Below are 17,385 nucleotides of genomic sequence, written 5' to 3'. Positions count from 1 at the left end.
GCCGATGTGCGTTACGGACAGATCACGTAGTTGCTGAAGCCGCCGTTTCGGTTCTCGATCCCGCCCAGCGCGACATTGATGTCCTCCAGCTTGAACGTGCAGTGTTCGAAGACCGACAGATCGACGACGCCGGATTCGACCATGTCCGCCATTTCCTGTCCTTGCCCGGCCGTGAACCAGGCAGAGCCGCTCAGGCGCTGGTCATTGTCCATCATGTAGTGAAGATTCACCGGCACGTCGCCGGCAACCGCGCCGATATTGACGAGATGGCCGCTGCGGCGCAGCGTCTTCAACGATTCTTGCAGCGTCGTATGCGGCGCGCCGGGCCCCAGTGCGTCGATCACCGCATCAACACCTTCTCCACGCGTGATGCGCGCCGCCCATGTGTCGACCGGTTCGTCGTCGAGCGCGAGAATCTCGATGCGATCCGGCGCAATTGCCTTCACGCGCTGAAGCAACTCCTTGTTGCGTGCGGTACCGAGAATCTTCCGCGCACCAAGCGCGAGCCCGAACAGTGCAACCCCGATACCGAGCGTCCCGCTGATGCCGTTAATCAGGATCGTGCTGCTCGGCCCGACTTCCGCCTTCTTCAGCGCACGATAGGCGGTGCCAAGATAGCCGAAGCGCGCTGCGGTCTCATGGCTCAGGTTCTCGGGAATCTTGACCAGGCTGTATTGCGGCGCGGTCATGAACTCGCACAGCCCGCCGTACGGATAGTCGTCGAAGATAACCTGCGATCGCTGGCTGAACCCGAAATAACCATTGAATGTGTAGTACGGACAGGCCGTGGTATCACCCGAGCGGCACGCGCGGCAACCGCCACAATAGCGCGCCGGATTCACATAGACGCGGTCTCCCACGTTGAATGCATGAACCTGACTGCCGACTTCCTCGATCACACCCGTCGCGTCGAGACCGAAAATCGCCGGCAGCCGGGGAAGCGGCAGGTGGGGAAACCATTTCTGCCAGTTGCTCAGCACGTTGCCGAGGTTGGGCACGATGCCACATGCCTTGACTCTCACCAGCACGTCGGTCGGCCGCGGCGACGGCACCGGAATATCCTCCACCACCATCGGTGCGCCGACATCGTGCATCCGTGCTGCTCGCATCATCTTCGTCATGTCTGTCTCCTGTCCGTCACTCTTCGTGTATTCACAACACACATTCACCGGCCCGGTCATCTGTCTGCGACTCAAGCCAGGCTAAATGCATGATATCAATCTTTACGCACAAAAATACAAATTCCGCCTGAACTTCATCGCAGGCCGTCGAGACCCTTGACGTCCGACGCCGCGAGGCCGCCCAGCCGCGCATGCACACGCCCGCCCGTCGCCATCGCGAGTGCGAACGCGATCTCGTTGCGGCGCGGGCCATCCCAGACGGTCACCTCGCACGTGCCATAGTGACTGCGGACATAAGACGCCTGAATATGGCCCAGCGGTACCATCAGGCGCGTACCAACGCCGCCGATCGTCTTGGCCGACGGCACCATTGCTTTCGGCTGGCCCAGCGATTCCCGCATCGCCCAGCCACCGGCTTCGTGCCATACGGCACCATGCTCGAGTTCGCCATCCTCGCCGACGATCGCGCCCTTTCCGTACGCCTGGACGTTCTCCGCGCCGCCGAGCAGCGCTACGGCGCGCGACGACAGGTCATGCCCGAGTTCGCGCAGCGCTTGCATGAACGGCAACAGGTCAGGCTCGTACCGCCCCGCATATGGATTCGCGACGATGGCTGTCGCGACCGCGACCCGCAGCGGCTCGCTCACGCGCCCCCCCCCTTCGTGCCAGACCTCCTCCAGGTCGAGCTTGATCTTTCTGACATTGACCAGCGGCATCTTTCTGCTCCACGGAAATTGTTCGGATCGCCGGGAGCCAGTTTGTGCTCCCGTGCTTGCATTATATCAATTCCGATGTAATATGCATAAAAACATGTTTTGTGCCCAAACGGAGGAGCAATGAAACTCGTGTCGTATCGCCGGGCCGGCAAGGCCGCTTTCGGTGCAATCAAGGAAGAAGGGATCGTCGATCTCGCGTCGCGCTTGCCCGCGCTGTCCGATCTCGCATCGCTGCTCGCGGATGACGCGGCGCTCGAGGAAGCACATCGGCTCGTCGCCATCACTGCCTCGGATTTTCCGTTGGCCGACGTCCAACGCGATCCGGTCATTCCACGCCCGAACAAGATCATCTGTGTCGGCATCAACTACGTTGCACATGCTGCCGAGGCCGGCCGTACGGTCGGTAAGTACCCGGTTATCTTCCATCGTTACGCGGAAACTCTGTTGCCGCATGGGGCGCCACTGATTCGCCCGACCGTATCGGATAACTTCGACTTCGAGGCCGAACTCGCGGTCGTGATCGGCCGCGGCGGATCGCATATCGCACCGGAAGACGCGATGAGCCACGTAGCCGGCTATACGTGCTTCAACGATGCCAGCATCCGTGATTGGCAGTTCCATACGCACCAGTACGGGATGGGCAAGAGTTTCCGCGGCACCGGCGCGCTCGGCCCGTGGCTCGTCACGGCCGACGAAATTCCGGACTATCGCGAACTCTCGGTCCACGGTCTGTTGAATGGTGAACAGATGCAGATCGGCAAGCTGTCCGAGCTCGCCTTCGACATTCCGGCCCTGATCGCGTACGTATCGCAGGCGCTCGACTGGCAGCCGGGCGACATCCTCGCGACCGGAACCCCAAGCGGGATCGGCTTCAAGCGCCAGCCGCCGGTATTCCTGAAGCCCGGTGACACCTTCGACGTGGTGATTCCAGGGGTCGGCACGCTGTCGAACCCGGTGATCGACGAAGCGTGAGCGATACTCGAACTATCAGGAGACGATCATGACAGCATTGCCGAAAATTCAGTTCACCCACTGCGGAATCTTCTGCAGCGACCTCGACAGGATGGTCGACTATTACCGCAAGGCACTCGGGTTCGTGATCAGCGACAAGGGCGTCGCGTCGACCGGACACAATCTGTACTTCATGACGCAGGATCCGGAAATCCATCACCAGCTCGTGTTGTTCGATGGAAAGCCCACCGACCTCCCCTTCAATCCGGTCAACCAGCTTTCCTTCCTGCTCGACTCGCTGGACGATCTGCGGACGTATTACCAACGCGCGAAACGCGCGGGCGTCGCCGGTATCGAGCAAGTCGATCACGGCAACGCCTGGTCGATCTATTTCAAGGATCCTGAAGGCAATCCGATCGAACTCTACGTCGACAGCCCGTTCTTCACCGCGCAGCCTTGTCGCGAGCCGCTCGATCTCGATCTCCCGAGCGCTGAAGTCCTGAGACGGACGGAAGCGATGTGCCAGCGCCGCCCGGGCTTCCTGACGCGCGACGCCTGGATCGCGGCAATGCGCGAACGCATCGCCGCCCAGCGCACCGCGTTCGACGAATAGACATACCAATCCGCTGCGTCCGCCGCGTTCGACGGCAGGCGGACGCCACCCTGAAAAAATGGGGGAGATCACTGGTCATGAAGTGCAATCTGATTGGCGGGTCGTGGCGCACCGGCGCCACTTCACGCCGCAACATCAATCCGTCCGATCTCGACGACGCAATCGGCGACTATGCGTACGCGGATGTCGAGCAGGCACACGAGGCAATCGACGCCGCTTGCGACGCTCAACGCGGCTGGCGGGACAACGGCATCCAGGCCAGAGCGAATGCACTCGACGCGATCGGCAGCGAATTGCTCTCGCGGCAGACGGAACTCGGTACGCTGCTATCGCGTGAAGAAGGCAAGACGCTTGCCGAGGGCATTGCCGAAGTCGCGCGTGCCGGGCAGATATTCAAGTTCCACGCCGCCGAAGCGGTGCGCTCGGGCGGCGAGTCCCTGCCGTCGGTCAGACCGCTCGTCGACGTCAATATCACGCGCGAGCCGGTCGGTGTCGTCGGCATCATCACGCCGTGGAACTTCCCGATGGCCATTCCGGCCTGGAAGATCGCGCCGGCACTGGCGCACGGCAACAGCGTCGTCTTCAAGCCGGCGGACCTCGTCCCGGGATCCGCGTGGGCGCTCGCGGACATCATCCACCGCAGCGGCATTCCGCCCGGCACATTCAATCTCGTGATGGGGCGCGGCAGTGTCGTCGGCAACGCGATGGTCGCCTCGCCGAACATCCACGCGATCTCGTTCACCGGATCGGTCGATACCGGGCGGAACCTGCTGCTGCAGGGCGCGCGCCAGTTCAAGCGGATGCAGCTCGAGATGGGTGGCAAGAATCCGCTCGTCATCCTGGAAGACGCGGACCTCGACGTCGCCGTCGACTGTGCGATACAGGGCGCCTATTACTCGACCGGGCAGCGCTGCACCGCATCATCCCGTTTCATCGTGCAGAAAGGCATTTACACGCGCTTCGTCAACCGTGTTGCGGAGGCGCTCGGGCAACTCCGCGTCGGGCATGCGCTCGACGCCGACACGCAAATCGGACCCGTTGTCGACAGCGAGCAACTGCGACTGGATGAAGCGTACGTGGAAATCGGCCGGAATGAAGGGGCGACGCTGATCTGCGGCGGTACGACCATCGTCCGCAGCACACGAGGCCATTTTCTGACGCCGGCGCTGTTCTCCGATGCGGCACCGACGATGCGCATCGCGCGCGAGGAGATCTTCGGCCCGATCGCGTGCGCTATCCCGGCGAAGGATTACGACGAGGCGCTGGAGATCGCGAACGCCAGCGAGTTCGGATTGTCAGCCGGCATCTGTACGACGTCTCTGAAACATGCGACGCATTTCAGGCAACACATGCGCAGCGGGATGGTGATGGTCAACGTGCCCACCGCGGGGGTCGACTATCACGTGCCGTTCGGTGGCACGAAGTCGTCGAGCTACGGCTCGCGCGAGCAAGGCCGATACGCCGCCGAATTCTTCACGACCGTCAAGACCGCCTACACGAAGGCATACTGAGATCAGTCGGGCGACGGTCCGGTGGACCCGCCCGCACCGCCGGGCGAACGTAGTCGGTTCTGGCGGAACGAATATGAACATGGAGGAGATGTGGACTTCGATTTGATCATTGTCGGTCTCGGCCCGGTCGGTGCAGTCGCCGCCAACCTGGCCGGTCAGGCCGGCCTGCGCGCGCTGGTCGTCGACAAGTCGCCTACTGTCTACGACAAGCCGCGGGCAATGGGATTCGACCAGGAAATCATGCGGATCCTGGCCAACCTCGGGATCGCAGACAGGATCGCGCAATACGTGATGCCGTACCGCCCGTCCGAATACCGGACGACCGACACGCGGGTGATTCGCCGCATCGACGCGGCAGCCCCGCCATACCAGCTCGGCTGGGCACCGAACTACGTGTTCATGCAGCCGCAAATCGAAGGGATCCTGCGCGACAATCTCGCCGGCTACCCGTCGGTCAGAGTCGAGCTCGGTGCGGAAGCGTCCGCGGTCGAATCGCACGACGATGCCGCATCCGTGACGATCTCGCTGGCGTCGGGCGAGCAACGCACGTTCACCGCGGGCCATGTGCTGGCCTGCGATGGAGGAACGAGCCCGATCCGTACGCGGCTCGGCCTGGACATGGAGGATCTCGACTTCGACGAGCCGTGGCTCGTCGTCGACGTGATGATCAAAGACGGCGCCGGCGAGAGCCTGCCGGCAACCAACGTGCAGTATTGCGAGATCGCGCGCCCGTCGACGTTCGTCGTCGGCCCCGGCCGCTGCCGTCGCTGGGAGTTCATGATCAACGCGGACGAGACGCCTGCCGAGGCCTGCCGGCCCGAGTTCGTGAAAAAGCTGATTTCGCGCTGGCTCGCAGACGACGAATACGAGATCTGGCGTGCATCCGCCTACCGGTTTCACGCGCTCGTGCTGCGCAACTGGCGAGCCGGGCGGATATTCTTCCTCGGTGACGCAGCGCACATGACACCGCCATTCCTCGCGCAGGGAATGTGTCAAGGCATCCGGGATGCGTCCAATCTCGTCTGGAAGCTCGCGATGGTTACGCGTGGCAAGGCCGGTACGGCACTGCTCGACAGTTACCAGGCTGAACGGTTGCCGCACGTCAAGCGCACGACACTCGTGACGAAGGAACTGGGCAAGCTGATCTGTGAACGCGATCCGGTCGCGGCCAGCGCGCGCGACGAGCGCTTGCATGCGGAGATGGCCGCCAATCCGCGGGGAATGGTCCGGCAATCGTTGATCCCGGGGTTGAGCGACGGCTTTCTGTCCGCTTCGAGCGACAGGCCACGCGGGCTGCTGTTTCCGCAACCACGCGTGCGGACGGCCGCCGGCGACGAGCGCCTGCTCGACGACGTGACCGGCGCGACCTTCCGGCTCGCGGTGGACGCCCGTACCGATGCCGCGACCGTCGCGCAACTTCGGCAGGCATGCGATCGCCTGCAGCATCCGGCGATCCGGTTCGTCGCGATCGGGCCCGACGCGCTCGCGCCCGATGCCTCGCCGGATACGTATCAGGACGTCAGTGGCGTGCTGACCGGCTGGATGGCGCAACACGATTGCCGTGTGGTTCTCGCCCGCCCCGACCACTATGTGTACGGTGGTTGCCGTGAGCCGCATGAGGCGCTTGCGCTGCTCGACGAGCTCATGGGCGCGCTGGCGACCAACGGCTCGCAAGCACTTGACGCGCCGGCAACGAGCCTTTGATCCGGAACCCGCATCATGTAACAGCCCTCAGCGCTCGGTGCTTCGCCCGAGCGCTTTTTTTGTCCGACGAGCCTTGCGACTCAATCTTGCATAGAAGCGAGCTTTGCGCATAAAATTACCGCATTGACAATCCGGAATGCCACGCCATGGATTCGACACCTGCCTCCAATGGTGCCCCGCTCATCGATGTTGCCTTCGCGCGGATGAAAACCTCGATCATCCGGTGTGAACTGGAGCCAGGCACGCGCCTGAAGGTCGAGAGTCTGTCGAAGACCTACGGTCTCAGCAGTTCACCGATTCGCGAAGCACTGAACCGCCTCGCGCAGGACGGAATCGTGCAGGCGACCGAGAATCGCGGCTTCTGGGTCGCGCCGATCAGTATCGACGACTTCAAGGACATCACGCGCCTGCGCATCCTGCTTGAACACGAAGCGCTGATGGATTCCATCGAGCATGGCGACGACGACTGGGAAGTTGCCGTGCTGACGGCGTTCCATCGGCTGAGCCTCGCCGAAAAGCGGATGGGTACCGGCCCGGTGGCCCTCGACGACGACTGGTCGGAGCGCCATCGCGCCTACCATATGGCGTTGCTGTCCGCGACGCCGAGCCCGCTGCTGCTGAACATGGTCGGATCGTTGTTCGACCGCGCCGAACGCTATCGGCGCTACTCGGCACTCCATCGGACGGAGGAACGCCACAAGGGCGCGGAACACGAGGCGCTGATGAAAGCGGCGATCGGACGGGAAAAGGACAAGGCAGCGAAATTGCTGCGCAAGCATATCGAGGGGACGTTGACTCGTGTTGCCGCGGCACTGGAACGGCAATTGGCATCGGTGCAGTAAGTCGCGCGCAGTGCCCCGATACTGCGTCTGCGAATGCACCCCATTGCGACGGCGACTCCCGCCGCCGTCGCACGGATCAATCAGAACATCGTTTGCATGCCGATCCGGCCGATGAACTGCGAGCGACTGCTCGACGGGCCGAACGTCCCGTTGATCGACGCATTCGCCCCCCCGTTCGTCAGCTGATACACCGATTGCAGATAGACGGCCGTCCGCTTCGACAGATGGTACTTCGCAACGGCCCCCCATTGATGGGCGTGATTGCGGTCGACAACCTCGTTCCCCCACATGTAGGTGTAGGCGACGCTCGTCGAGAACGCCGGCGTGAACTGATACAGTGCGCCGACCTCCGCCGCGTTGACAACCGCGCCGTTGTGCGTGTTGCGCGTGTCAGTGAACAGCGCCGTCAGCAGCAACTTGTCGCCGCGATATTTCGCGCCGAGCCCGTAGTTCCTGATGCTGTCGCCGAGCAATGACGCATAACGCACGTCGGTATAGGCCGCGCCGAACGCAAACGCGCCAGCACTGTAGCTGGCACCGAAGCTTTCCGCGCTGTTTTGGCGGAAATCCCCGGCCACGCCACCGAATGCGTACATTCCGCCGAACCGGAATCCTCCCAGCAACGGACTCGTGTACTTGACCGCGTTGCCAAGAGGCGTATCGCCGTTCATGCGGTCGAAGTCGAACGCCTCGTTCGGCGGAGAATCGGGAATGCCGAGCTTCGCAAACGGACCATCCCGGAAGCCGTAGAATCCGCCGCCATACATCGCCATATCGGCCCCGACATCGGCGAACAGCGTGTCGACCATGAAGTCGTACTGGCGTCCGAGCGTGAGCTTGCCGAAGCGAGCGTTATCGAGGCCGACCCATGCATTGCGCGCGAAAAGCCCGGTTCCGGTACCGCTCCCGTTGCTCTTCTGAGCGACAAGATTGCCCTGCAGCGTGAACTGCGTCACCAGCTGGAACACCGCGCGGGTGCCGCCACCGAGATCCTCGGTCCCGCGAAATCCCAGCAGGTTGGGCAACGCGATGCCGTCGTCGAGCCGCCATGCAGGGTGGCCCGACGTATTGCTGATGTATGACACACCTGCATCAAGCAAGCCCCAGAGCGTCACGCTGCTTTGCCCATAGGCACACGATACCGGACCCAGACCCGCTGTCGCGCAGGCAATTGACGTAATGACCCACCTTTTCACCATCGTCTCCTCCATACCGTTTACGAAGTCGCCAATATGCACAAGAAATGCCTAAGATGCCTTTTTGTGCATATTTATATTCTTTGCGCACACTCTACACGGCTTTGCAAGACGCAAAACTCCGTGTTTACGCGTGAGTGCGCTGCAGCATGAAGACGCACGCCGACGTCGAAGCTGCAGCTACTCCACACGCTGCGGCGGTCGCTACGTGGCACGTCAATGAAGTTGCAAAGGGTCAGCGATCAGCATCCGGGGGCGCAGGCTGAGAAGCGAGGCTTCGCTTCGAACCGTGATGGTCTTTAAACGCTGCACGTGTTCGTGACTCAATGACTTTCATAACGGTCACGATGGCGGCGAGTTCGTATTCCCCAATCGCGGCAAGTACGTCATGTCCGGTTGCGATGGGGACACCGTGTCGCACGATCCCATCAACTCCAGACCGCGATCTGAAGGGGGAAATGGCTAGGCGAATCGTTGGATTGGATGGCGATTATTCAGAGACTGGCGGGCTATTTCGGTGTGACGAGCCAGGGTGTTGGCCGACTACGGTTCTACCCGTAGCAGGCGAAAACGCCCGCTGCCCGCACGATGGGGCCTTCAGTGTGCATAGGGTCACCAACCCGAGCACGGAGGAAATACACCCGATAGAGAAATCTGCTCGTATGCCCATATGATCGACGATCAGCCCTCCCACGGCGGACCCAATCGCGATGGCGACTTGAACAACGCAAATGAAGAGCGCCGAACCGACTTCGGGGCAGTCAGCGGCATCGTGCTGAGTCCAGATACTGAAGCACAACGGGATTGCACCGAACGCTACGCCCCAGAGCGATAATGCTGCCGCCTCGCCGATTCGCGCGTGATCCAGTACCACCATCAGCAACAATGCGAAGAACAGCAGAGCCGTCGCGATCGCGGTGGCGACTTTCACGTGGCCATCCATCACCGCCGAAAGCGTCACGTTCGACATGAAGCCGACAATACCAAACAGCATCAGCAGGCTTGAAATCTCCGATACCGAAAAGTCCTCTCCGAGACGAGGTTCCAGGTACGTATAGGTGGAAAAATGCGCGCCGAATACGAACGCCACCATCATCAGGCTCAGACGCACGTGCGGCCGACGCAGCAGCGAAATGAAGTCCTGAATGCCCACGGTGGTTTCAGCTGTCAGCTTCGGCACGAAGGCGACCTGCGCAAAAAGCGCTACCGTTGCGAGGACACCGGTCGCAATGAACGATTCCCGCCAGGATGCGAGCGTAGCGATCAGTGTCCCGAGCGGCACACCAATGACAGTAGCCGATGCAACCCCTCCCAGGATGCATGCGATCGCACGCGCCGTATCCCGGGCTTGCACCATGCGCCCCGCCGCCGTGGTCGCGAGCGTCCAGAACGCTCCCAATGCGATCCCCAACAGTGCCCTGCCGGCAAGCATCGTCGTGAAGCTCGTCGAGTACGCACTGACGAAGCTTGAGCACGTCAGCAATCCGGTTAATATCAAAAGTATGTACCTGCGATCCCATTTTCCAACAACAACCACCGAGGTCGGCGCGGCCAAGGCAGCCATCACACCGGGCAAGGTCATCATCAGGCCCGCCGTCCCGGACGTGACATGCAGATCCAGAGCGATGTGCGCCAGAAGGCCGACCGGTAGAAATTCGCAAGTGACGAACGCAAATGCGCTGACCGCGACGGCAAATACGGCGAACCATTGATGTCGTGAGGTTGGGACATCGACGGGAAACTTCCCGGACGAGCGGCTATTGGAAGGCATGCTATCGGAGCGCGGATGAGGAATGACGGAAGCAAAGGACGATACGGTCGACAGCGTGCGCATGACGACACCGGGCGGGTCGCCGATAGCGGAATGAAGGGAGCGCCCCGAGCAGTTGTTGCACGCGAGACGCTCCTCGAGCGCTAGTCCGGAATACGCCCGATCAGCGAGCATCCCCCGATTCGCGCCGTCGGTCGCTTCAGGAAAAACGCAACGGCAAAGTCAAATAGTTGCGAATGCGATCGTCGTGCTGAACCGCGGGAGAGCCGGCAAGTTCCACGCGCGAATAGCGTTCCGCTATGGCTGACAAGATCACCTCGATCTCGACGCGGCTGATCAATTGCCCCGCGCAGCTGTGTGTTCCGATGCCGAACGACAGCATCTGGCTTTCACGCATCGAACGAGTATGGTCGAATGTGTTCGGATCTTCGAACACATCAGGATCCCGATTGACTGCCGCAGTCATGAAGCGAATGACGCTATTTTCCGGGATCACCGTGCCTCTGATCGTAACCGCGGCCTTGTTGTACCGAGTGAAGGACATCTCTGGCGGATACAGGCGCAGGAATTCGTTGATCATCGCCTGACGGCTTTCTCGATCGGCTTTGTAGAGGTCAAAGAGTTCAGGCTCGTGCGTGAAATGCTCCAACGTCGACGCGAGCACGTAAGCCGGATTAGGTGCACCGGAGAAGAAAAAATTGACCATGGCCTGGACGACTTCAGCCTCGGATAGTTCGCCTCGCGCTTGCGCCTCGATTAGCGCGTCCGCAAGACCACTTCCAGGATTTCGGCGCTTCTCGGCAACAAACGCGTTGCACCGGTCGAACAGATACTTGAACCCCTCTACCGCATCGTCTAGCTGCGCCTTCGTTGACGCCGGAGACTGAGCCATGACAATACGCAACCCGTTCTCCATCACACCCTCGATGTCGTCTTCCGGTATGTCGAAGATGCGGCACATCGTGACGTGGGTGGGTACGACACAAATAGTGTGATGAGCCTCGACAATGTCATCTTGCGCGATATTGTCCAGCGCGTCGCTCACAAGCGCCTTTGTATGCTTCGCCCATTCCGCGACCATCTTCGGCGTGAACCACTTGTTGAAGTGCCGCCGCAATAGCGTCTGCCGTGGCGGGTCGTAGAACAGCACGCTTTCCTTGAACACGTGCCACGGATGGGGTTTCACCCAGTTCGGCTCCTCCATGCTCATCGCCGGATGCTTGGCAAACTCCACATAGTCGGAATACTTCGAGACGACGAACTCACGTTCGCTAATCCGATACACCGGTGCCTCGCGTTGCAATCGCTCATACCATGGATATGGGTTGTCGCGAAATGCGAGGTCCGCCCACGGAAGGTACGGATCACTAATGAAATCGCCTGCTTGATTTTTCATCGAAACCACCTTATTCGCCCAAGATCGAAAGGATGCTTTTGGACCATGCCACCGCCACCTGGTTTGCAGGCAAGCCTTTCGATGCATTGTGCCGTCCCGTTTCGCCAATTTGCGTGGCGCCGCACGAAGCGAGCATCTCAGTCAATAGATCGATTGCTCGGTTGTAGTTCGCGTAGCTGGAATCCCCGAGCCCAAACGCTGCAAATCTCGTCGCAGCCAGATCGGGACGCGTCTCGACGAGCGCGCGATAGAACGGCTCGGTCGTCTCCGGCATATCGCCCTCGCCGTACGTAGAAGTAACAAAGATCGCGAAACTGATCGCCTCCAGTTCGTCCACTGCTTGATCCGCCATCGATTTGACGACGCTCGGCATATCTTTCTCGGCGAAGCACATCGCAATATCGTCGGCAACCATCTCTGCGTTACCGCTCTCCGTGCCAAACAGAATCAAAATTGATGCATTCATTTCTTTTTGCTCATATTTAGACGATTACCCGACGCTCACGACCTGCCTTGCCACTTCCAGCAGGCGCCTGCGATCCGCAATTTTTTTGCGGAGCCTGTTCGGCCCCGCAGCATCCCGTTCATACCGGTCCACCTCCAGCCAGCCGGCGTAATTCACGAAATCGGCTGGAAACTGGTCTCCGAGCGCGGCCAGTCCGGGCCGGCCGATCGGCAGCGCTCCGTCTTGCACCATCGTGATGATCTGCGCGGCCACGGCTTGTGCGTCTCTGCGATTCGCGGCAACCCCGCCCTTTCCGCCGTTCTTCGCCCAACCGACCTCGAATACATTCAACGCACGCCACGGCCGGCATCGAGCGCCGATATCGCCGACCTCGTTCGTAAAACCAATGGCCGTAACGATCGTGTCGACGTGGAAGCTCACGATACCTTCGGCTTTCGAGTGTCCGCGCAAAACGCTCTTCGTCAGCAATGCATCGACCTGCACCGGCGTACATTCGAAGTGGAAAACAATTTCCACCAGCGGTTTGGCATATACGATGCGTCTCGCGGCATTCCGCAGCACTTGTGCCTTTTCGCTCTGATCGTCGTCCGAAAGACCCGATGCAGATACCTTTACATGCCCCAGATCACAGAGTTCACGCAGCATGGCAAGGTCAAATTTCGCGTCGCCTGCGCTGGACCTTCCGACGAGATGAATCCGCTCGAGACGATTCGAGCGAAGCATCGATAGCCGCTCGTCGTCGATATCGGAGTTATCGAATTGCTCGATGCGTTTGGCCAGCAACCGGGCAACGTCTATGGCGACGTTCCCGTGCCCGACGATCGCCAACGATTCACCCAAGGAGCAAAATCGCCCTCTGTTATGGGGCAACCGAGGCTCGGGATAGCCGTTCAGCGCCCGCAGTATTTCGCCTGCCCCAACGACGTTTGCTTTCGGGTGTTGTGGAACCGGAAGAACCGAATCCGTTGCCAAACCTGTCGCGAGCGCCACAATGTCGAAACTCTCTGTCAATCGCTCAAACGACAGGTCTTTTCCGATAGCTACATTTCCGAAAAAATTGACCCTATCGCGTCTAAACAACCGATCGAACTGCATCGCCACGGATTTCGAACCTTGATGATCGGCTGCGATGCCGTAACGCAACAGACCGAATGGCACCGGCTCCGATTCAAACACCGACACTGCCGAATCCGGCCAAACCTTTATCAACGACTGAGCCAGGTAGCACCCGGACGGTCCGCTTCCCACGACGGCAATGGATGGATTAATGATGCGCATGAACGTACCTGGACTGGTCTCTTGAAACGGAGATGAATCGGATGCCGAGTTGCTTCGCGACTGAAACCGAAGCTATTGAGATTCACATCCGAAGCATGGATATGTCATTGGATGACGGCGAGAACGGCCTCGTCGTCCGTGCCGCCATCTCGCGGCTCGACGTCAGGATTGCGCCCCAACCTCCGGAACACTTCCGGCTTGGCCTTCCTGAAATAAACGGCCAATGCCATCCCGAAAATCTGCACTGCGCACAGGCTATAGAGCATCCAGGTGCTTTGGCCTGGTTCGCCGCCAACGAGAAGCTCGAAGTGCTTGCCAACGAGGACGACGAGCGCAACGAACAGGAATGCGGAGATGCCGGGCGCAACACACGCTTTGAAAACGCCTGCACCGATGAACCGCCCCTCGCGGAAATACCAGACGAGACATGAAACATTCACGACGGTCATAAGGATCAATCCTCCTGCGGTACCGACGCCAGACAGTCGACCGTAAAGCAATTCCGGTTGGGCCCCGGTCACGATGAACGGCAGAAGAACAAGCAGCGTCAGCGTCGAAACCGTAATGGACGAGCGGTGCGGTGATAAATGCTTCGGATGGATCGCACTCAGGTACTGCGGAAATGCACCGTCGATGCCGAGGTTATGAAGATAACGCGTCAGCACGTTATGAATGGACAAGCTGGATGCAAACGCCGAGGTCAAAACCAGGATCGCGACCGGCGTGCGCATCCTCGCACTTACGAATTTGTCGAAGGCATTCTGAAACATGGTGGCGGGCGATTGCGTTGCGACGGAGACTACATCGTGTCCATACACGCGAATCAGTGCATATGCGCAGAACGTATACAACAGACCGATGAAGATCACCGCACCATAAGTTGCTCGCGGAATGGTTCTATCCGGGTCGCGCACCTCATCACGGAACAATGCCGTCGCCTCGAAACCCATAAAGAAAGAGACGGCAAACAGCATGGCAAACGGGCTGTTCGCGTTGAACAATCCGGATGGGGAAAAAATGGCGTTCGGCGGCAAGTCGCTTGAGGGATTGCTGCCAATAACTCCGGCGCAGAACGCGATGCAAACGATGACTTCTGCGACCATTACCCAAGTCAGGAACTTCGCGGATACTTCGATGTGCAGATACCCGAAAATCGCGATGGCAAGCCAACATGCCAGCGTAAAGTAGTACCAGGGAAATGCCCATCCCGTAAGCGTCCGCTGCAGATCAGCGGACGCAACGCCAAAATACGCCGGAACGCCGGCCAGGATGATGAAGTACGTAATCGTGGCGAGCAATCCGGCTCCAAGCCCGGCACTCTTGCCCAAGCCATGCGTGATGAATGCGTAGAAGTCGCCCGGTCGCTTCGCAGCATGGTTGAGTGTCAGATACCCTAGCGAGAACAGCATCAGCAGAACCATCGTCGCGATGAAGATGGTGGGGCTGGCTGCACCTCCATACATCAACGCGACCGGCACATATCCCGATACGGTCGTGAGAGGGGCCGAGAAAGCCAAAACGCTCAGCGTAAGACCAAAGGCGCCCATGTTCCCGGTAAGTTTATTTCCCTTCTCTGCAATCGCCCTGTAACCGCTTGTCTTCATTCGAGCCACCTCTTTGCTGTGCGCGGTTCTCTCGGTATCGCACTTTGATGCGCGTACCGCAGAACCCGTTGACTTGGTAGCCGAACTATATTCAGCGAATTTCTGGCCAGCATCCTCCGAAAGTATCTATACGTCGCTTCAAGATGGAGCGCCGATCGCACGTGGTGCGCCATGCACGAGCAACGTGCAACGACGCGCTTCCAGATCGTGCGTCTACCTCTACGGCACCCGGGCACTCTGTCAGATTCATCGCCACCGTCGCCGTATACGGGAGCGCGTGACCTGTCAGTCGTCTTGGTTCGGTTCTTGCTTCCTATCGCTGAACATCGTGCTAGCAGCCTTTTCGAGTAGGCCGCCAGCGTTCCGGCCTCCGTTAGACAGGTTCGGAAAGGATCTTTTGTCTATTCCACTTGGATAAACCATGCGATATCACCTGAACGACGATTGCAAGGACTTCGCCAAGCGGACCATCGCGTTTTCCCAAACCCTGCTGGAATCGTCTGCCGCAATCTTTACCTGGATTGACGCTACCCAGAAGATTCCACCGTGCACGGAACACGGCCTCGGCGACGTGATGATTCGCGACTATTACCGAGACTTCAGAGAGTTCGATCCGATCTCCCCCGACTTTCTTTTATCAAACAGATCTTCGGTCGTTACTCTAAGAAAGATCGCAGACAATAGATTTAGAGATTGCCACATCCCATACGCACAGTTTATGGCGCGGTATGGGTTCGTGGACGAGGCCGCTTTTGTCTTTTGGCAGGACAGCCGAGCCATCGCTTTTCTCAATGTTCTAAAAGGCAGACACGACAAAACCATCGACAATGAATCCGTACTCCAGGAAATGCACAGCTATATCCAGTTCAACCTGATCGGATTGGATTCGATAAAAACCCATCGACGCAATCGGAAACTCACCGAGCACCATCTATTGACAGCCCGCGAGCTAGCGATCGCCAATTTGATTGCGAGTGGACTTTCCAACAAGGAGATTTGCCACGAATGCCAGATCGAGCTGGTGACAGTCAAAACGCACGTGGGAAGGGTGCTGGCAAAGCTCGGATTGAATACGCGGTCACAAGTCGCGTCATTTCTGCACTCGATAACCGCATATTGACCGTTGCAGTTCCGCCTCGTGGCAGCGAAGTCTGATGCGTGATGTCCATTGCGGTTCAGTTGGAGGCGGGGCGAACCGACGCCGACATCAACCAGGCCGTCGAAACGACTTGCGCCCCGCTCCAGGCACCATACGAAGGCACGCGGCACGCTGAACCTGCAAGTTTTCGCAATACCATCAGCTTGACACGCTATGGTTTCGACAGCTTCGTCAAAGGTACAGACGGGAGACCGGGTCCGACTTGGCACGTTCAGTGGCGTTTCCACCGCGTACTTTGACGGTGGCCGCTTCCAAGCCGTGATCTGACGTTGGACCGGTTTTTTATTTTCGGCTACGCTCGGCCGGACTCTGCTCTCCATTCCGCGCGTCGAAACGCAGGTGCGCAACCACTTGTCCGAGGCTGTAGTACGTAACCAGGCTGTTTCGGTCTGGCTCAATATTGCGTATACCAGCATCGGAATCCGCCTGACAAGCAGAGACCTCTGCTGAGTCAATCGAATGACGGCTATGCAGCGATCGCAGGAATATCTTTCGCATGACTCGGTTCCCTGTTGAGTCCACTACTGAGGTCTGCGCGCCAACCCGACATTGAAGCGCAGAGGTGGTTACGATCGACAAAGCGTGAAGATCATGATCTGTTCAGGTCGAACGCCGGATCGCTCGACGCCAATCACAACGGCATCGGAACGACGACGACCCAGGCGACGTGGACGATCTACACATCGTCTCTAGCGATACCCGATGCCCCTTGCTTGGCCAAGGCTTCCGCCAATAGTTTCCTTAGTCGATTATTCTCCCCCTCAAGGTACTTCAACCTTTGCGATTCAACGCCGTCGTTGCCACCAAACTTCGCCCGCCAGGAGTAGAAGGATGTATCGCTGAAACCGTACGTCCTGCACAGATACTGGACCGCCTCGCCAGCTTCGGCCTCTCTCAAGAAGCCGATGATTTGCTCGTCCGTAAAGCGCTTCCGCATTCTCAAACCCTCCTCGAAAGTGACCTTTGCTGGTGTCAGGTAGCCTAGCGCTCCAGAGAACAGGTCCGTTTCTCACGTGGCCCCTCTAACTCGAGGCAGCATGTGACGACAGTTCCTTTC

The 17,385-nt window shown here is 59.4% G+C and carries 14 protein-coding genes and 1 pseudogene; 6 read left to right on the top strand and 9 right to left on the bottom strand.

Annotated elements, in window-relative coordinates; all coding sequences use genetic code 11:
• Positions 1–11: 11 nt before the first annotated feature.
• Both U4Z64_RS36675 and U4Z64_RS36670 read right to left on the bottom strand, forming a co-directional pair.
• Entirely contained in the window at positions 12–1,121 is a 1,110-nt protein-coding gene (locus U4Z64_RS36675; RefSeq protein ID WP_321822603.1) for an alcohol dehydrogenase catalytic domain-containing protein, read from the bottom strand.
• 134 nt (positions 1,122–1,255) lie between these two features.
• The gene (locus U4Z64_RS36670; protein ID WP_062885811.1) at positions 1,256–1,837 is read right to left on the bottom strand and encodes an amino acid synthesis family protein; all 582 of its coding nucleotides are present in this window, start codon (positions 1,835–1,837) and stop codon (positions 1,256–1,258) included.
• Between the two features lie 120 nt (positions 1,838–1,957).
• On the opposite strand from U4Z64_RS36670, the gene U4Z64_RS36665 reads away from it, so the two are divergent.
• From U4Z64_RS36665 to U4Z64_RS36645, 5 genes are all read left to right on the top strand, one after another.
• Positions 1,958–2,809, top strand: a complete 852-nt coding sequence (locus U4Z64_RS36665) for a fumarylacetoacetate hydrolase family protein (protein ID WP_321822602.1) — start codon at positions 1,958–1,960, stop codon at positions 2,807–2,809.
• A gap of 28 nt (positions 2,810–2,837) precedes the next feature.
• Entirely contained in the window at positions 2,838–3,401 is a 564-nt protein-coding gene (locus tag U4Z64_RS36660) for a VOC family protein (protein WP_077178901.1), read from the top strand.
• 77 nt (positions 3,402–3,478) lie between these two features.
• Positions 3,479–4,912: an aldehyde dehydrogenase family protein gene (locus U4Z64_RS36655; protein WP_321822604.1), complete on the top strand. Its 1,434-nt coding sequence runs from the start codon at positions 3,479–3,481 to the stop codon at positions 4,910–4,912.
• A 90-nt stretch (positions 4,913–5,002) separates the two neighbouring features.
• The gene (locus U4Z64_RS36650; protein WP_321822601.1) at positions 5,003–6,616 is read left to right on the top strand and encodes a bifunctional 3-(3-hydroxy-phenyl)propionate/3-hydroxycinnamic acid hydroxylase; all 1,614 of its coding nucleotides are present in this window, start codon (positions 5,003–5,005) and stop codon (positions 6,614–6,616) included.
• Positions 6,617–6,762: 146 nt separating this feature from the next.
• Positions 6,763–7,458 (top strand): GntR family transcriptional regulator, encoded by a 696-nt coding sequence (locus U4Z64_RS36645; RefSeq protein ID WP_060067727.1) that lies wholly within the window; start codon positions 6,763–6,765, stop codon positions 7,456–7,458.
• 80 nt (positions 7,459–7,538) lie between these two features.
• Here U4Z64_RS36645 and U4Z64_RS36640 read toward each other — a convergent pair whose 3' ends face one another.
• The 6 genes from U4Z64_RS36640 to U4Z64_RS36615 all read right to left on the bottom strand — a co-directional run bounded on the left by U4Z64_RS36640 (position 7,539) and on the right by U4Z64_RS36615 (position 15,169).
• Entirely contained in the window at positions 7,539–8,669 is a 1,131-nt protein-coding gene (locus tag U4Z64_RS36640; protein ID WP_321822600.1) for a porin, read from the bottom strand.
• A 475-nt stretch (positions 8,670–9,144) separates the two neighbouring features.
• Complete coding sequence (locus U4Z64_RS36635) at positions 9,145–10,488, bottom strand: MFS transporter (protein WP_321822599.1); 1,344 nt, start codon at positions 10,486–10,488, stop codon at positions 9,145–9,147.
• A 136-nt stretch (positions 10,489–10,624) separates the two neighbouring features.
• A complete protein-coding gene (locus tag U4Z64_RS36630; protein ID WP_321822598.1) occupies positions 10,625–11,821 on the bottom strand; it encodes a cytochrome P450 in 1,197 nt (398 codons plus the stop codon).
• Positions 11,822–11,831: 10 nt separating this feature from the next.
• Positions 11,832–12,287: a flavodoxin domain-containing protein gene (locus tag U4Z64_RS36625; RefSeq protein WP_321822597.1), complete on the bottom strand. Its 456-nt coding sequence runs from the start codon at positions 12,285–12,287 to the stop codon at positions 11,832–11,834.
• A gap of 24 nt (positions 12,288–12,311) precedes the next feature.
• Positions 12,312–13,565, bottom strand: coding sequence for a hypothetical protein (locus tag U4Z64_RS36620; protein ID WP_321822596.1), 1,254 nt, complete (start codon positions 13,563–13,565; stop codon positions 12,312–12,314).
• A gap of 104 nt (positions 13,566–13,669) precedes the next feature.
• Positions 13,670–15,169, bottom strand: a complete 1,500-nt coding sequence (locus U4Z64_RS36615) for an APC family permease (RefSeq protein ID WP_321822595.1) — start codon at positions 15,167–15,169, stop codon at positions 13,670–13,672.
• Positions 15,170–15,590: 421 nt separating this feature from the next.
• Here U4Z64_RS36615 and U4Z64_RS36610 point away from each other — a divergent pair, with 421 nt between their 5' ends.
• Entirely contained in the window at positions 15,591–16,289 is a 699-nt protein-coding gene (locus U4Z64_RS36610) for a helix-turn-helix transcriptional regulator (RefSeq protein WP_321822594.1), read from the top strand.
• A 757-nt stretch (positions 16,290–17,046) separates the two neighbouring features.
• Here the strand turns inward: U4Z64_RS36610 and U4Z64_RS36605 are convergent.
• A pseudogene (locus U4Z64_RS36605) lies at positions 17,047–17,265 on the bottom strand (transposase); the annotation flags it as partial.
• Positions 17,266–17,385 lie beyond the last annotated feature (120 nt).

Origin of the sequence: Burkholderia sp. BCC1996 (assembly GCF_905339955.1) — a bacterium.
Lineage (GTDB): Bacteria > Pseudomonadota > Gammaproteobacteria > Burkholderiales > Burkholderiaceae > Burkholderia.
The sequence above is the reverse complement of the archived record's forward strand: the minus strand, read 5'-3'. Positions and strand labels throughout refer to the sequence as shown.